Genomic DNA, 13,611 nt, shown 5'->3' on the forward strand with positions numbered 1-13,611 from the left:
ATTGCCCCTGATTAGAATCCATGCAGCGCAAGCACCAGACTTGCATGCATAACAACAAGAAAGGTACTTCTAGATGAATGCGATTTCTCGCCTCGCTACTGTCATTTCTCTTGCTTCCTTGCTTCCCGTCGCAGCATTCCCCGTCAGCGCCCTGGCCGCCGAATCGAAAGGTTCCGTGGAAGTCGTCCACTGGTGGACGTCGGGTGGTGAAAAAGCCGCGGTCGATGTGCTCAAGGCCCAGGTAGAAAAAGACGGCTTTACCTGGAAGGACGGCGCTGTCGCCGGCGGCGGCGGTTCCACCGCCATGACCGTGCTCAAGAGCCGTGCCGTGGCCGGCAACCCACCGGGCGTAGCCCAGATCAAAGGTCCGGACATCCAGGAATGGGCGTCCACCGGCCTGCTTGATACCGACATCCTGGAAGACGTTGCCAAAGCGGAGAAGTGGGACAGCCTGCTCGACAAGAAAGTCTCCGACACCGTGAAGTACGAAGGTGATTACGTCGCCGTGCCGGTGAACATCCACCGCGTCAACTGGCTGTGGATCAACCCGGAAGTCTTCAAGAAAGCCGGCATCACCAAGAACCCGACCACCCTCGAAGAATTCTACGCTGCCGGTGACAAGCTCAAGGCCGCGGGCTTCATTCCCCTGGCCCACGGCGGCCAGCCATGGCAGGACAGCACCGTGTTCGAAGCGGTGGTGCTTTCGGTGATGGGCGTCGATGGCTACAAGAAAGCCCTGGTCGACCTGGACAACAAGGCGCTGACCGGTCCGGAAATGGTCAAGGCGCTGACCGAGCTGAAAAAGGTCGCGACCTACATGGATCCCGATGGCAAGGGCCAGGACTGGAACCTGGAAGCGGCCAAGGTCATCAATGGCAAGGCCGGCATGCAGATCATGGGTGACTGGGCCAAGAGCGAGTGGACCGCGGCCAAGAAAGTCGCCGGCAAGGACTACGAGTGCGTAGCGTTCCCGGGCACCGACAAAGCCTTCACCTACAACATCGACTCCCTGGCGGTGTTCAAGCAGAAGGACGCAGGCACTTCGGCGGGGCAGCAAGATATCGCCAAGGTCGTGCTGGGTGAGAACTTCCAGAAAGTCTTCAGCATCAACAAGGGCTCGATCCCGGTGCGTAACGACATGCTGGGCGACATGGCCAAGTACGGTTTCGACTCGTGCGCCCAGACCGCCGCCAAGGACTTCCTGGCAGATGCCAAGAGCGGCGGCCTGCAACCAAGCATGGCGCACAACATGGCGACCACGCTGGCGGTGCAGGGCGCGTTCTTCGATGTCGTGACCAACTACATCAACGACCCGAAAGCCGACCCGGCCGATGCTGCCAAGAAATTGGGCGCAGCGGTTCAGTCTGCGAAGTAATTAGCGCCGCGGTCCCTTGTGGGAGCGAGCTTGCTCGCGATGGCGGAGTGTCAGGCAGCAAATGAGTGAGCTGACACACTGCCATCGCGAGCAAGCTCGCTCCCACAAAGGGAGGCCCTTGTAACCTAGTTTTTGGATTTTCCCATGAGTTCTGTTGCTGTGTTCAGCAAGGCCTCGCCGTTCGATGCATTGCAGCGCTGGCTACCAAAACTGGTGCTGGCGCCGAGCATGTTCATCGTCCTGGTGGGCTTCTATGGCTACATCTTGTGGACGTTCGTCCTGTCGTTCACCACGTCGACCTTCCTGCCTACCTATAAATGGGCCGGCCTGGCGCAATACGCACGGCTTTGGGACAACGACCGCTGGTGGGTGGCGAGCAAGAACCTGGCAGTCTTTGGTGGCATGTTCATTGGTATCACCCTGGTGATCGGCGTGCTGCTGGCGGTGTTCCTCGACCAGCGTATTCGCCGCGAAGGGTTCATCCGCACCATTTACCTGTACCCGATGGCGCTCTCGATGATCGTCACCGGTACCGCCTGGAAATGGCTGCTCAACCCGGGCATGGGCCTGGACAAATTGTTGCGCGACTGGGGTTGGGAAGGCTTTCGCCTGGACTGGCTGATCGACCCCGATCGCGTGGTGTACTGCCTGGTGATCGCTGCCGTATGGCAGGCCTCGGGTTTCATCATGGCGATGTTCCTGGCCGGCCTGCGGGGCGTTGATCAATCGATCATCCGTGCCGCGCAGATCGATGGCGCGAGCATGCCGCGCATCTACTGGAAAGTGGTGCTGCCAAGCCTGCGTCCAGTGTTCTTCAGTGCCGTGATGATCCTGGCGCATATCGCGATCAAGAGTTTCGACCTGGTGGCGGCGATGACAGCTGGTGGTCCGGGGTATTCCTCCGACCTGCCTGCCATGTTCATGTATTCCTTCACGTTCAGTCGCGGCCAGATGGGCATGGGCTCGGCCAGTGCAATCCTGATGCTCGGTGCGATCCTCGCGATCATCGTGCCTTACCTGTATTCCGAGCTGAGGGCCAAGCGTCATGACTAGTCTCGCTGCGAAACCTTCCATCAGCCTGAGCCGCATCGCGATCTACGCAGTGTTGATTCTCGCGGTACTGCTTTACCTGGTGCCGTTAGTGGTCATGCTGTTGACCAGCTTCAAGACGCCGGAAGACATCAGCACCGGTAACTTGCTGAGCTGGCCGACCGTGGTCAGCGGCATCGGCTGGGTCAAGGCCTGGGCCACGGTCAACGGCTACTTCTGGAACTCGATCAAGATCACCGTGCCGGCCGTGCTGATTTCCACCGCCATCGGCGCGTTGAACGGTTATGTGCTGTCGATGTGGCGCTTCCGTGGCTCGCAGTTGTTCTTCGGCCTGTTGCTGTTCGGTTGCTTCCTGCCGTTCCAGACCGTGCTGCTGCCGGCCTCGTTCACCCTCGGCAAGATGGGCCTGGCCAGCACCACCACCGGCCTGGTGTTTGTCCACGTCGTCTACGGCCTGGCGTTCACCACGCTGTTCTTCCGCAACTACTACGTGAGCATTCCCGACGCGTTGGTGAAGGCTGCGCGCCTCGATGGGGCCGGGTTCTTCACGATCTTCCGGCGGATCATCCTGCCGATGTCGACGCCGATCATCATGGTCTGCCTGATCTGGCAGTTCACCCAGATCTGGAACGACTTCCTCTTTGGCGTGGTGTTCTCCAGCGGTGACTCCCAGCCCATCACGGTGGCGTTGAACAACCTGGTCAACACCAGCACCGGGGCCAAGGAATATAACGTGGACATGGCGGCGGCGATGATCGCCGGGCTGCCGACCCTGCTGGTCTATGTGATCGCAGGCAAGTATTTCGTGCGCGGCCTCACGGCTGGCGCGGTCAAGGGGTAATCATGGCTACGCTTGAACTTCGCAATGTAAACAAGACCTACGGCGCGGGCCTGCCCGACACCTTGAAAGACATCCAATTGTCGATCAAGGAAGGCGAATTCCTGATTCTGGTCGGCCCTTCGGGTTGCGGCAAGTCGACCCTGATGAACTGCATCGCCGGCCTCGAGACCATCACGGGCGGCGCGATCATGATCGGCGACCAGGACGTCAGCGGCATGAGCCCGAAGGATCGCGACATCGCCATGGTGTTCCAGTCCTACGCGCTGTACCCGACCATGAGCGTGCGCGAGAACATCGAGTTCGGCCTGAAGATTCGCAAGATGAAACAGGCGGACATCAACGAAGAAGTGGCGCGAGTGGCCAAGCTGTTGCAGATCGAGCACTTGCTCAACCGCAAGCCCGGGCAGCTCTCCGGCGGGCAGCAGCAGCGTGTCGCGATGGGCCGGGCCCTGGCGCGGCGGCCGAAGATCTACCTGTTCGACGAGCCGCTGTCCAACCTCGACGCCAAGCTGCGGGTCGAGATGCGCACCGAAATGAAACTGATGCACCAGCGACTGAAGACCACCACGGTCTACGTGACCCACGACCAGATCGAAGCCATGACCCTGGGCGACAAAGTGGCGGTGATGAAGGACGGGATCATCCAGCAGTTCGGTACGCCGAAGGACATCTACAACAACCCGGCCAACCTGTTCGTGGCGAGTTTCATCGGTTCGCCGCCGATGAACTTCATCCCGCTGCGCCTGCAACGCAAGGACGGTCGCCTGCTGGCCTTGCTCGACAGCGGCCAGGCCCGTTGCGAGTTGCCGCTGGGCATGCAGGACGCCGGTTTGGAAGATCGCGAAGTGATCCTCGGCCTGCGTCCGGAGCAGATCGTGCTGGCGGGCAACGAGCCGAACGGCCTGCCGACCATCCGCGCCGAAGTCCAGGTCACCGAGCCCACCGGTCCGGACACCCTGGTGTTCGTCAATCTCAACGACACCAAGGTCTGCTGCCGACTGGCACCGGACGTGGCGCCGTCGCCGGGAGAGACCCTGACGTTGCAATTCGATCCATCGAAAGTGCTGCTGTTCGATGCCAAGTCCGGCGAGCGCCTGGGCGTGGCCGCGCAACCGTCGATGGAAGCCCGGGCCGACAATGTGGCGCAGTTCAAAGGCCGCTGATGAACAAAGGTGGGGGCAGCAAGCCTGCTTCCACACAAAAGGAGTATGCGATGGGTGGGGACATTCATCGCAATCGTTGTAAACCGCGTTAGATAAAAACAGTTAATAACAATAAAGACGAGGATGTAGGGATGAAGAAGAAGAACAATGCCCAGCTTATCTGCCAGTTGTCAGCCGTTGCGGCGATGATGCTGGCCGGTAGCGCACACGCAGCCGACGCGTTCAGCGCCGACTCGAAGTGGATGACGGGCGACTGGGGCGGTGAACGGACCAAGCTGATCGAGCAAGGTATCGATATCAAGGCGGATTTCGTCGGTGAGATGGGTGCCAACCTCGACGGGGGCTACAACGATGACAAGACCGCGCGCTGGTCCCAGCAGTTTGGCCTGGGCGTAGCTCTTGACCTGGAGAAACTGGCAGGCTGGAACGATACGGAAGCCAAGATTCAATTCACTCGCCGGGACGGTCGCAACATCTCCAACGACCGTATCGGTGATCCACGTGCCGGCACCCTCAGTTCCTCCCAGGAAGTCTGGGGCCGTGGGCAGACTACCCGTCTGACCCAGTTGTGGATCAAGCAGAAGTACTTCGACAGCAAGCTGGATGTCAAAGCCGGTTACTTCGGTGAAGGCGAAGACTTCAACACCTTCCCGTGCGAGTTCCAGAACCTGGCGTTCTGCGGTTCGCAAGCGGGTAACTGGGCGACCGGCATCTGGTACAACTGGCCGATCATGCAGGCGGCGATCCGGGTTAAATACAACCTCACGCCTGAGCTCTATGCGCAAATTGGTGCCTACAACCAGAACCCTTCGCAACTGGAAAACAACAACCGCTACAAGCTCAGCGGCAGCGGCACCAAGGGCACTCTGATTCCGGTCGAGTTGGTCTGGTCGCCGAAGCTCAATAACCTGCCGGGCGAATACCGCGTCGGTTACTACAAGAGCACGGCCAAGGCTGACGATGTGCGTGAAGACATCAACGGCGATGACGCCGCGACCACTGGCAACGCCTATCGTAGCCACAGCAGCAAACATGGCTACTGGCTCGTCGTGCAGCAGCAGCTCACCACTCACAATGGCGATGCTTCCCGCGGCCTGAACATCGCGGCCAACGCTACCGTCCACGACAAGGACACCAACGTCGTCGACAACTACCAGTCGCTGATGTTCGTGTACAAGGGGCCGTTCGATGCGCGTCCGAAGGACGACGTTGGTATCGGTTTCGCCCGTATCCATGTCAACGAGGACGTCAAGAAAAACGCCGAGCTGACCAACGCCGCCAATGGCGTCAGCGACTACGACGATCCACTGTTCGCGCCGTTGCGTAGCACTGAGTACAACTACGAAATCAACTACGGCTTCCATGTCACCAACTGGCTGACCGTGCGTCCGAACCTGCAATACGTGACTCACCCGGGTGGTGTCGATGAAGTCGACAACGCGCTGGTGGCCGGCCTGAAAATTCAGTCGGTGTTCTAACGCTGTTGCGATAAGCTCCTCTCTATGTGCGCATATTTGCGGACGGCCAAGGCTGTCCGCTTTTTTTTGCGGGGGGCGTTTGGTTGCGCGCGGAACCCGTGGCGAGGGAGCTTGCTCCCGCTGGGTCGCGAAGCGACCCCAAAGCCATTCACTGCGGTGCTTCAGCCAGACCGCATGTGCCTCGTTCACGACTGCTTCGCAGCCGAGCGGGAGCAAGCTCCCTCGCCACAAAGGCAGATGAGCGACTCAATGATTTCCAGGACCGCGACCCATGTATGAGCATCCACTACAACGCTTTTTCAGATCCTTGCGCGAGCGTCCGGTGTTTGCGTGGGAGCGCTATCAGCAGCGCGATGTGTTGGTGATCGACCACCCGTTGTGCCAGGCGGTGTTCAGTCGCCAGGGCGCGCAGCTGCTGCACTTCCAGCCGCGCGGGCAGAAGCCGTGGTTGTGGTGTGCAGCCAGGTGGCCGCAAGTCGGGGCGATTCGCGGCGGGGTGCCGGTGTGTTGGCCATGGTATGGCCGTCATCCGAGTGAAAACGCCTGGCCCTCCCATGGTTGGGCGCGGCTGATCGACTGGAAATTGCTCGACAGCAGCAGCGACGAAGAGGGCGTCCACCTGCATTGGCAATTGCAATTGTGTGACTGGCAGGTGGACCTGCATGCCGACCTTGGTGAGCGCATGGAACTGCGCTTGAGCACCGAGCATCAGGACAGCCTGCCCTGCCAGTTGAGCCAGGCCTTGCACGCCTATTGGCGTATTGGTGACGTTGGCGAGGTAGCGCTGTCTGGCCTCGACGGCGCCCAGGGTTACGATCAGTTGAACCGGGCGGTTTGCCAGCAGGAAGGCGAGTTGCGGGTGGAGGGGGGCTGCCAACGAGTGTTCCAGCATGAGGGCGAATTGCAGCTCAAGGATCACGCCTGGCAACGCGAGCTGCGCATCGACACCGGCGACAGCGCCGATACGGTGGTGTGGCATCCCGGCGCACGGCCACTGTTGGGTGTGAGCTGGGATGAAGTGAGTGAGTTCGTCTGCGTCGAAGCGGCCAGCGGCGGTACCGGGAGCCTGTGCCTGGCGCCGGGTGAGCGGGCGCATTTGAGTTTGCAGGCGCGGGTGGGGGCTTGATTCAGAAGTGCCGGCCTCTTCGCGAGCAGGCTCGCTCCCACAATAGATCTTTGACGTTCACATAGACCTCTGTGGGAGCGAGCCTGCTCGTGAAGAGGGAATGTCAGGTGCCTAGGTTTTGAATCGAATCAGTTGAACTCATCCCCAACCGGATATCGGCTGGCATTCAGGCTTTCCTTGATCTTGCGCAAATGCGGTTGGAAATCCACGCCCCGGCGCAGGGTCATGCCGGTGGCGAGCACATCGAGCACGGTGAGCTGGATGATCCGCGACGTCATCGGCATGTAGATGTCGGTGTCTTCCGGCAAAGGGATGTTCAGGCTCAAGGTGCTCGCCTTGGCCAGCGGCGAGCCCTCGGCGGTCAGGCCGAGCACCGATGCGCCGTTTTCCCGGGCGATGCGCGCCACTTCCACCAGTTCGCGGGTACGCCCGGTGTAGGAAATGATCACGAACAGCTCGCCGGTATGGGCCACCGAGGCGATCATGCGCTGCATCAGCACATCGGCATGGGCGGTCACCGCCAGGTTGAAGCGGAAAAACTTGTGCTGGGCATCCAGCGCCACGGGGGCCGAGGCGCCGAGGCCGAAGAAGTGGATCTGGCGGGCCTGGATCAGCAGATCCACGGCGCGACTGATCAAATTTGGATCAAGGGCCTGGCAGGCGCTGTCCAATGAAGCGATGGCACTGCCGAATATTTTGCGGGTATAGGCTTCCGGATTGTCATCGGCCTCGACCGCACGACTGACATAGGCCGCGCCGCTGGCCAGGCTCTGGGCCAGTTGCAGCTTGAGTTCCGGATAGCCGCTGACGCCGAACGAGCGGCAGAAGCGGTTGACGGTCGGTTCGCTGACCGAAGCGGCCTGGGCGAGGGCGGCGATGCTGAAGCGGGTCGCCTGCTGCGGATTGAGCAGGATCACCTCGGCCACCTTGCGTTCGGCCTTGTTCAGGTCTTCCAGGCGACTCTGGATCTGCTCCAGTAGATTTCGCACGCGGTCCATACAAGATTCCTAGAGAAACGGGTCTTTGATACGACCCTTGGCGGTGGCCTATCCTACTGATGGCTCCGACGGACCACCACTCGGAATCGGTATTTTCGAAAAATGTTGTGGTTATTACTACATTTTTCCTTGAGTGATACCTTGAAAAAAGGTATTTGTAGTTTAACTTGATAAAAGAACAAACATCATGCATTCGATTACGGTTGAACCGTGCACCTTCGCCTTGTTCGGCGCCTTGGGCGACCTGGCGTTGCGCAAGCTGTTTCCTGCCCTTTATCAGCTCGACGGTGCCGGCCTGTTGCATGAGGACACGCGAATCTTCGCGCTGGCCCGCGAGCCTGGTAGCGAACAGCAGCACCTGACGTTCATCGCGACCGAGCTGCGTCGCTATGTGGGCGAAAAAGACCTCGACGAAACCGTGATCGAGCGCTTCCTGGCGCGGCTGACGTATCTGCATGTGGATTTTCTCAAGGCTGACGATTACGTCGCGCTCGCCGAGCAGGTCGGCCAGGCCCAGCAGCAAGTCATCGCCTATTTCGCCACGCCGGCGGCGGTCTACGGCGCGATCTGCGAGAACCTGGCGAAAGTCGGCTTGAGCGAGAACACCCGCGTCGTATTGGAAAAACCCATCGGTTCGGACCTGGAATCGTCACGCAAGGTCAACGACGCCGTGGCGCAGTTCTTCCCGGAGAACCGCACTTACCGTATCGACCATTACCTGGGCAAGGAAACGGTCCAGAACCTGATCGCGTTGCGTTTCGCCAACAGCCTGTTCGAAACCCAGTGGAACCAGAATTACATCTCCCACGTGGAAATTACCGTGGCCGAGAAGGTCGGCATTGAAGGCCGCTGGGGCTATTTCGACAAGGCCGGGCAACTGCGCGACATGATCCAGAACCACTTGCTCCAGTTGCTGTGTCTGATCGCCATGGACCCGCCGGCCGACCTGTCGGCCGACAGCATCCGTGACGAGAAGGTCAAGGTGCTCAAGGCCCTCGCACCGATCAGCCCGGAAGGCTTGACCACACAAGTGGTGCGCGGCCAGTACATCGCCGGCCACAGTGAAGGCAAGGCCGTCCCCGGCTACCTGGAAGAACCCAATTCCAATACCCAGAGCGACACCGAGACGTTCGTCGCCCTGCGCGCCGACATTCGCAACTGGCGCTGGGCCGGTGTTCCGTTTTACCTGCGTACCGGCAAGCGCATGCCGCAGAAGCTGTCGCAGATCGTGATTCACTTCAAGGAACCGTCCCACTACATCTTCGCCCCCGAGCAGCGTCTGCAGATCAGCAACAAACTGATCATCCGCCTGCAACCGGACGAAGGCATTTCCTTGCGCGTGATGACCAAGGAGCAAGGCCTGGACAAGGGCATGCAATTGCGCAGCGGTCCGCTGCAACTGAACTTCTCCGACACCTATCGCAGCGCGCGGATTCCCGATGCCTACGAGCGGTTGTTGCTGGAGGTCATGAATGGCAATCAGAACCTGTTTGTCCGTAAAGATGAAATCGAAGCCGCGTGGACGTGGTGCGACCAGCTGATTGCCGGCTGGAAAAAGTCCGGTGATGCGCCCAAGCCGTATGCCGCCGGGTCATGGGGACCGATGAGCTCCATCGCACTGATCACGCGGGATGGGAGGTCATGGTATGGCGATATCTGAATTGAAACTGCCCGAGGGCGTCACGGCCCTTGAGTTCAAGAGCCCGGTGCTGCTGGCGGAAAACCTCGCGCTGAACGTGGCGCAGCAGTTGCGCGCGGCAATCGACACTCGCGGTGCGGCGACTTTGGTGGTGTCTGGCGGTCGTAGCCCGGTGGCATTTTTCCAGAACCTGTCCAAGCAGACGCTGGACTGGTCAAAGGTGGTGGTGAGCCTGGCCGATGAGCGCTGGGTGCCGGTAGAACACGCCGACAGCAATGCCGGTCTGCTCAAGCGTTACCTGCTTCAGGGCGCGGCGGCCAAGGCGCAGTTCCTGAGCCTGTACAGCGCCAGCGCCAACCTGGAGGCCGCGGCCGAACAGGCGGATCGTCTGTTGGCCGAGCTGCCGCCGATTGATGTGCTGGTACTAGGCATGGGGGACGACGGGCATACCGCCTCGCTGTTTCCCGACAGCCCGAACCTGGCCGAGGCCCTGGATGAAAAGGGCGCTCGCCGTTGCTGGCCGATGCTCGCGCCAACCGTCCCGCACCAGCGCCTGACCATGAGCCGCGCGTTGCTGGCTTCGGCCAGGCATAAGGTGCTGTCGATTTCCGGTCAATCGAAGTTGACCACCCTGAACGCCGCGACGGCCGGTGACAACGTCGCCGAAATGCCGATCCGCGCGTTTTTGCAACCTACGTTAGAGATTTACTGGTGCCCATGAACCAAGGATCAGCCGCTATGACAAACCCATCCCCGACCGTTTCCATGGCGGACAAAGTAACGCTGATCGACAGCCTCTGCGCCAAGGCGCGGATCTTGCCGGTGATCACCATTGCCCGTGAGCAGGACATCCTGCCGCTGGCCGATGCCCTGGCCGCCGGTGGCCTGACGGCGCTGGAAGTGACCTTGCGCTCGCAATACGGCCTCAAGGCCATCCAGGTGCTGCGCGAGCAGCGTCCGGAACTGGTGACCGGCGCTGGCACGGTGCTCGATCGCCATATGCTGGCCGCCGCCGAGGCCGCCGGTTCGCAATTCATCGTGACGCCGGGTATTACTCGCGACTTGCTGGAGGCTAGCGTCCAGAGCCCGATTCCGTTGTTGCCGGGGATCAGCAATGCCTCGGGCATCATGGAAGGCTACGGGCTGGGCTATCGCCGCTTCAAGTTGTTCCCGGCGGAAGTCAGCGGTGGCGTGGCTGCCATCAAGGCCCTGGGCGGCCCCTTCGGCGAAGTGAAATTCTGCCCGACTGGCGGCGTCAGTCCGGCCAATATCAAGAGCTACATGGCGTTGAAAAACGTGATGTGCGTGGGCGGCAGCTGGATGCTGGATCCGGAGTGGATCAAGAACGGCGACTGGGCCCGCATCCAGGAGTGCACCGCCGAGGCCCTGGCGCTGCTGGACTGATTGTCTTACCGAACTTCGTTGTGTGTTCTACGGCTTTACGGTGCGCTTGGTCGGCGCACCGTTTTTTTTTTTGCCTGTTGTTTCACTGCGCATCCCCGTGGCGAGGGAGCTTGCTCCCGCTGGGCTGTGAAACAGCCCCAATCAGCACGAACGAGATTGGCCTGACTCACCGAGGTGATAGTTCAAGGGGCTGCTGCGCAGCCCAGCGGGAGCAAGCTCCCTCGCCACGGGTTATGTGTTGCTCAGGTGGATAAGCGCCTCGGTCAACCGCTCGATATCCCGTGCCAAGGTAATCAACCCAGGCGTGATGCGGATGCACGGGCCGACGCTGGTCTTGCGCACCACGGTAAAAATCCCATGTTCTTTCAGCAGCCGATCGGCCATGACTTGCTGATCGGAGTGGGCGGTGAAGCGCATCGAGGTGATGCCGCAATAGAGCCGCCGGTCGTCCGGAGTCATGACTTCGATGCCGGGCACATCCCGCACGGCGTTCACCCACAGGTCCCGCAAGTAGCAGAGCCGGGCACCTTTGGCCGATGCGCCGCCCAGGGTGCGGTGTTCTTCAAAGACCAATGGCAGCGTCAGCAGGGCAGGGATGTTGGGCGTGCTGTGGGGTGTGCGTGAGCGCACATCGGTGGCGGGGTAATTGGTTTCGTCCATGTCCGGATCGATGTCGACCAGCCGCTCTGGAGCGATATAGAGAAAGCCCAGGGCCAGCGGGCCGCCAATCCACTTCTGCAAGTTGAAACCGGCAAACTGGATACCCAGCTTCTTCAGATTGAACTCGATCTGACCCAGGGCGTGCGCGCCGTCGAGAATGATGTCGACATCGAACTCCCGCGCCGCCTCGGCAATCGCCTTGATCGGCATGACGAGGCCGGTCAGGTGGTTGACGTAAGTCAGCGCCATCAGCTTGAGGCGCGGGTAACGAATGAAGGTTTCCCGATAGGTGCCTACCAGGCTTTCGAAACTGGCGGGATGCGGGTGCACCAGCTCGATGATCTGCGCCCCTCGCTGGCGAGCCAGCCAGCGCATCGCGCTTTTGACTGACTCGTACTCGACGTCGCTTATCAGCACCTGGTCGCCAGGCTTGAGGCCGTTGTAATTGCGAATCAGCGTCTGCAGGGCGTCCACCGCGCTGGTGGCCAGCGCCACGGTAGAGGAGGGGACGTGAATCAGTTGCGCTACCTGCCGGCGGATGGCCTCGCTGTGCTCCCGGTCGAAATGCTGACGCACGTACACCGAGTTGCTGCGATTGACGAATTCGATGTTGCGCTGGTACTCCTCGACCACGGTACGCGACATCCGCCCGAAGTAGCCGTTTTCCAGGTTGAGCGGGCCCTCGGGCTCGACGTCGTAGCGGTCGACGAAGGTCTGCCAGAAAGCTTCGTCATGGGCGCGCAGGGTGTTTTCGGGCATGGGCGGATTCAGTCGGTCAATGGCGTGGTTTGGGCAGGCCGTGTTTGGCGCGCAGCGGATCCAGCAGGTCCGACAGACCGTTGTGGTCGATCTCCTGCATCAGCGCCAGCAAAGCGCCCAATTCTCCGTGGGGAAAACCCTCCCGGGCAAACCAGTTAAGGTACTGGCCCGGCAGGTCGGCGAGGATTCGGCCCTTGTATTTGCCGAAGGGCATCTGGCGCGTCACCAGCAGTTCAAGCTTTTGCGGATTCATGGCGATTTGTCTTGATAGGAACCATCGGCAAAATACAGGCATTCTGCATGCAGGCCAAATGACAGATCATGCAAATAACGCGGATACAGATTTTTGGGTATTTTGTAACTTATTGAATCTAAAGTATTTTTATTGTTGTTTTTGGCTGGCACGGCCAATGCAATATTCCTTGCAGGTTTTTATTCACCAAGCAAAGGAACTGAAAAATGACTGACATCAATAAAGAATCCATCTCTGTCTTGAACGACCTGATCGAGACCAGCAAGGATGGCCAGGAAGGATTCAAGACCTGCGCTGAAGACATCAAGCATCCAGAACTCAAGGCCCTGTTCGTTAAACGCGCGGCCGATTGCGCAACTGCCGCGGCCGAGCTGCAAGCCGCTGTGCGTTCGTTGGGCGGCGATCCGGAAACCTCCACCAGCGTCGCTGGCGACCTGCACCGTCGTTGGGTAGACGTAAAATCGATGTTTACCGGCAAGGATGAAGAGGCGGTCCTCAACGAAGCCGAACGCGGCGAAGACCATGCACTCAAGGCTTACAAGGAAGCCATCGAGAAGATCAACAAGCACAACCTGGTAGGTATTCGTGACCTGGTTGAGCGTCAGTACCACGGCGTGCAACGCAACCACGACCAGGTCAAGGCGCTGCGTAACCAGGCGCGTGCCAGCTGACACATGCCTGTGACGCAAAAAAACGCCAGCTTGCTGGCGTTTTTTTATGGGCTCGAAACCGCAAGAGTGTTTGTCAGATCCGTCAATAATCTGCTCTGGACTCGAATAGGTAGCTAGCTAATAATTGCGCTGCCCCTCGGGCGATCTATCGTTATTACGTTCGTGACTACGTTCATTACCTCGGTCCCCAGAAG

Annotated in this window: 13 protein-coding genes; 10 read left to right on the plus strand and 3 right to left on the minus strand. The window is 60.0% G+C overall.

The window, feature by feature from the left end; genetic code table 11:
- Nucleotides 1-73 precede the first annotated feature (73 nt).
- The 6 genes from J3P97_RS05895 to J3P97_RS05920 all read left to right on the plus strand — a co-directional run bounded on the left by J3P97_RS05895 (nt 74) and on the right by J3P97_RS05920 (nt 7,033).
- On the plus strand, nt 74-1,375 hold the full coding sequence (locus tag J3P97_RS05895) for an ABC transporter substrate-binding protein (RefSeq protein WP_434602988.1): 1,302 nt from the start codon (nt 74-76) through the stop codon (nt 1,373-1,375).
- Nucleotides 1,376-1,519: 144 nt separating this feature from the next.
- Nucleotides 1,520-2,428 carry a carbohydrate ABC transporter permease gene (locus tag J3P97_RS05900; RefSeq protein WP_030139360.1) on the plus strand — a complete coding sequence of 303 codons (909 nt, stop codon included), beginning with the start codon at nt 1,520-1,522 and terminating at the stop codon, nt 2,426-2,428.
- Nucleotides 2,421-3,266, plus strand: coding sequence for a carbohydrate ABC transporter permease (locus J3P97_RS05905; protein ID WP_030139359.1), 846 nt, complete (start codon nt 2,421-2,423; stop codon nt 3,264-3,266). Before J3P97_RS05900 ends, J3P97_RS05905 begins: the two co-directional genes overlap by 8 nt.
- A gap of 2 nt (nt 3,267-3,268) precedes the next feature.
- Nucleotides 3,269-4,429, plus strand: a complete 1,161-nt coding sequence (locus J3P97_RS05910) for an ABC transporter ATP-binding protein (RefSeq protein WP_434569579.1) — start codon at nt 3,269-3,271, stop codon at nt 4,427-4,429.
- Between the two features lie 131 nt (nt 4,430-4,560).
- Nucleotides 4,561-5,907 carry a carbohydrate porin gene (locus J3P97_RS05915; RefSeq protein WP_434569578.1) on the plus strand — a complete coding sequence of 449 codons (1,347 nt, stop codon included), beginning with the start codon at nt 4,561-4,563 and terminating at the stop codon, nt 5,905-5,907.
- A gap of 271 nt (nt 5,908-6,178) precedes the next feature.
- On the plus strand, nt 6,179-7,033 hold the full coding sequence (locus J3P97_RS05920) for a D-hexose-6-phosphate mutarotase (protein ID WP_434673670.1): 855 nt from the start codon (nt 6,179-6,181) through the stop codon (nt 7,031-7,033).
- 128 nt (nt 7,034-7,161) lie between these two features.
- Here J3P97_RS05920 and J3P97_RS05925 read toward each other — a convergent pair whose 3' ends face one another.
- Nucleotides 7,162-8,022 carry a MurR/RpiR family transcriptional regulator gene (locus tag J3P97_RS05925; protein WP_171061416.1) on the minus strand — a complete coding sequence of 287 codons (861 nt, stop codon included), beginning with the start codon at nt 8,020-8,022 and terminating at the stop codon, nt 7,162-7,164.
- A 196-nt stretch (nt 8,023-8,218) separates the two neighbouring features.
- Here J3P97_RS05925 and zwf point away from each other — a divergent pair, with 196 nt between their 5' ends.
- The 3 genes from zwf to J3P97_RS05940 are packed head-to-tail and all read left to right on the plus strand — an operon-like array spanning nt 8,219 to nt 11,074.
- Nucleotides 8,219-9,691: a glucose-6-phosphate dehydrogenase gene (gene zwf / locus J3P97_RS05930; RefSeq protein WP_305496323.1), complete on the plus strand. Its 1,473-nt coding sequence runs from the start codon at nt 8,219-8,221 to the stop codon at nt 9,689-9,691.
- Nucleotides 9,678-10,391, plus strand: a complete 714-nt coding sequence (pgl, locus tag J3P97_RS05935) for a 6-phosphogluconolactonase (protein WP_434569576.1) — start codon at nt 9,678-9,680, stop codon at nt 10,389-10,391. The genes zwf and pgl overlap by 14 nt, the downstream gene beginning before the upstream one ends.
- A 17-nt stretch (nt 10,392-10,408) precedes the next feature.
- Nucleotides 10,409-11,074, plus strand: a complete 666-nt coding sequence (locus J3P97_RS05940; RefSeq protein ID WP_283556083.1) for a bifunctional 4-hydroxy-2-oxoglutarate aldolase/2-dehydro-3-deoxy-phosphogluconate aldolase — start codon at nt 10,409-10,411, stop codon at nt 11,072-11,074.
- A gap of 231 nt (nt 11,075-11,305) precedes the next feature.
- On the opposite strand, the gene J3P97_RS05945 is transcribed toward J3P97_RS05940, so the two are convergent.
- Nucleotides 11,306-12,493, minus strand: coding sequence for an aminotransferase class V-fold PLP-dependent enzyme (locus J3P97_RS05945; RefSeq protein ID WP_434673671.1), 1,188 nt, complete (start codon nt 12,491-12,493; stop codon nt 11,306-11,308).
- Between the two features lie 16 nt (nt 12,494-12,509).
- Nucleotides 12,510-12,746, minus strand: a complete 237-nt coding sequence (locus tag J3P97_RS05950; protein ID WP_305496320.1) for a DUF3820 family protein — start codon at nt 12,744-12,746, stop codon at nt 12,510-12,512.
- A gap of 206 nt (nt 12,747-12,952) precedes the next feature.
- On the opposite strand from J3P97_RS05950, the gene J3P97_RS05955 reads away from it, so the two are divergent.
- The gene (locus J3P97_RS05955) at nt 12,953-13,417 is read left to right on the plus strand and encodes a PA2169 family four-helix-bundle protein (RefSeq protein ID WP_186709209.1); all 465 of its coding nucleotides are present in this window, start codon (nt 12,953-12,955) and stop codon (nt 13,415-13,417) included.
- Nucleotides 13,418-13,611 lie beyond the last annotated feature (194 nt).

The sequence above is a fragment of the Pseudomonas sp. R1-15 genome (assembly GCF_051132085.1).
Lineage (GTDB): Bacteria > Pseudomonadota > Gammaproteobacteria > Pseudomonadales > Pseudomonadaceae > Aquipseudomonas.

Bases quoted from the DNA above. Each gene is read 5' to 3' on its own strand.
- J3P97_RS05900 (WP_030139360.1), top strand. From the start codon at position 1,520: ATGAGTTCTGTTGCTGTGTTCAGCAAGGCCTCGCCGTTCGATGCATTG.
- J3P97_RS05940 (WP_283556083.1), top strand. From the start codon at position 10,409: ATGACAAACCCATCCCCGACCGTTTCCATGGCGGACAAAGTAACGCTG.
- J3P97_RS05905 (WP_030139359.1), top strand. From the start codon at position 2,421: ATGACTAGTCTCGCTGCGAAACCTTCCATCAGCCTGAGCCGCATCGCG.
- zwf (WP_305496323.1), top strand. From the start codon at position 8,219: ATGCATTCGATTACGGTTGAACCGTGCACCTTCGCCTTGTTCGGCGCC.
- J3P97_RS05920 (WP_434673670.1), top strand. From the start codon at position 6,179: ATGTATGAGCATCCACTACAACGCTTTTTCAGATCCTTGCGCGAGCGT.
- J3P97_RS05950 (WP_305496320.1), bottom strand. From the start codon at position 12,746: ATGAATCCGCAAAAGCTTGAACTGCTGGTGACGCGCCAGATGCCCTTC.
- J3P97_RS05915 (WP_434569578.1), top strand. From the start codon at position 4,561: ATGAAGAAGAAGAACAATGCCCAGCTTATCTGCCAGTTGTCAGCCGTT.
- pgl (WP_434569576.1), top strand. From the start codon at position 9,678: ATGGCGATATCTGAATTGAAACTGCCCGAGGGCGTCACGGCCCTTGAG.
- J3P97_RS05955 (WP_186709209.1), top strand. From the start codon at position 12,953: ATGACTGACATCAATAAAGAATCCATCTCTGTCTTGAACGACCTGATC.
- J3P97_RS05910 (WP_434569579.1), top strand. From the start codon at position 3,269: ATGGCTACGCTTGAACTTCGCAATGTAAACAAGACCTACGGCGCGGGC.
- J3P97_RS05895 (WP_434602988.1), top strand. From the start codon at position 74: ATGAATGCGATTTCTCGCCTCGCTACTGTCATTTCTCTTGCTTCCTTG.
- J3P97_RS05945 (WP_434673671.1), bottom strand. From the start codon at position 12,493: ATGCCCGAAAACACCCTGCGCGCCCATGACGAAGCTTTCTGGCAGACC.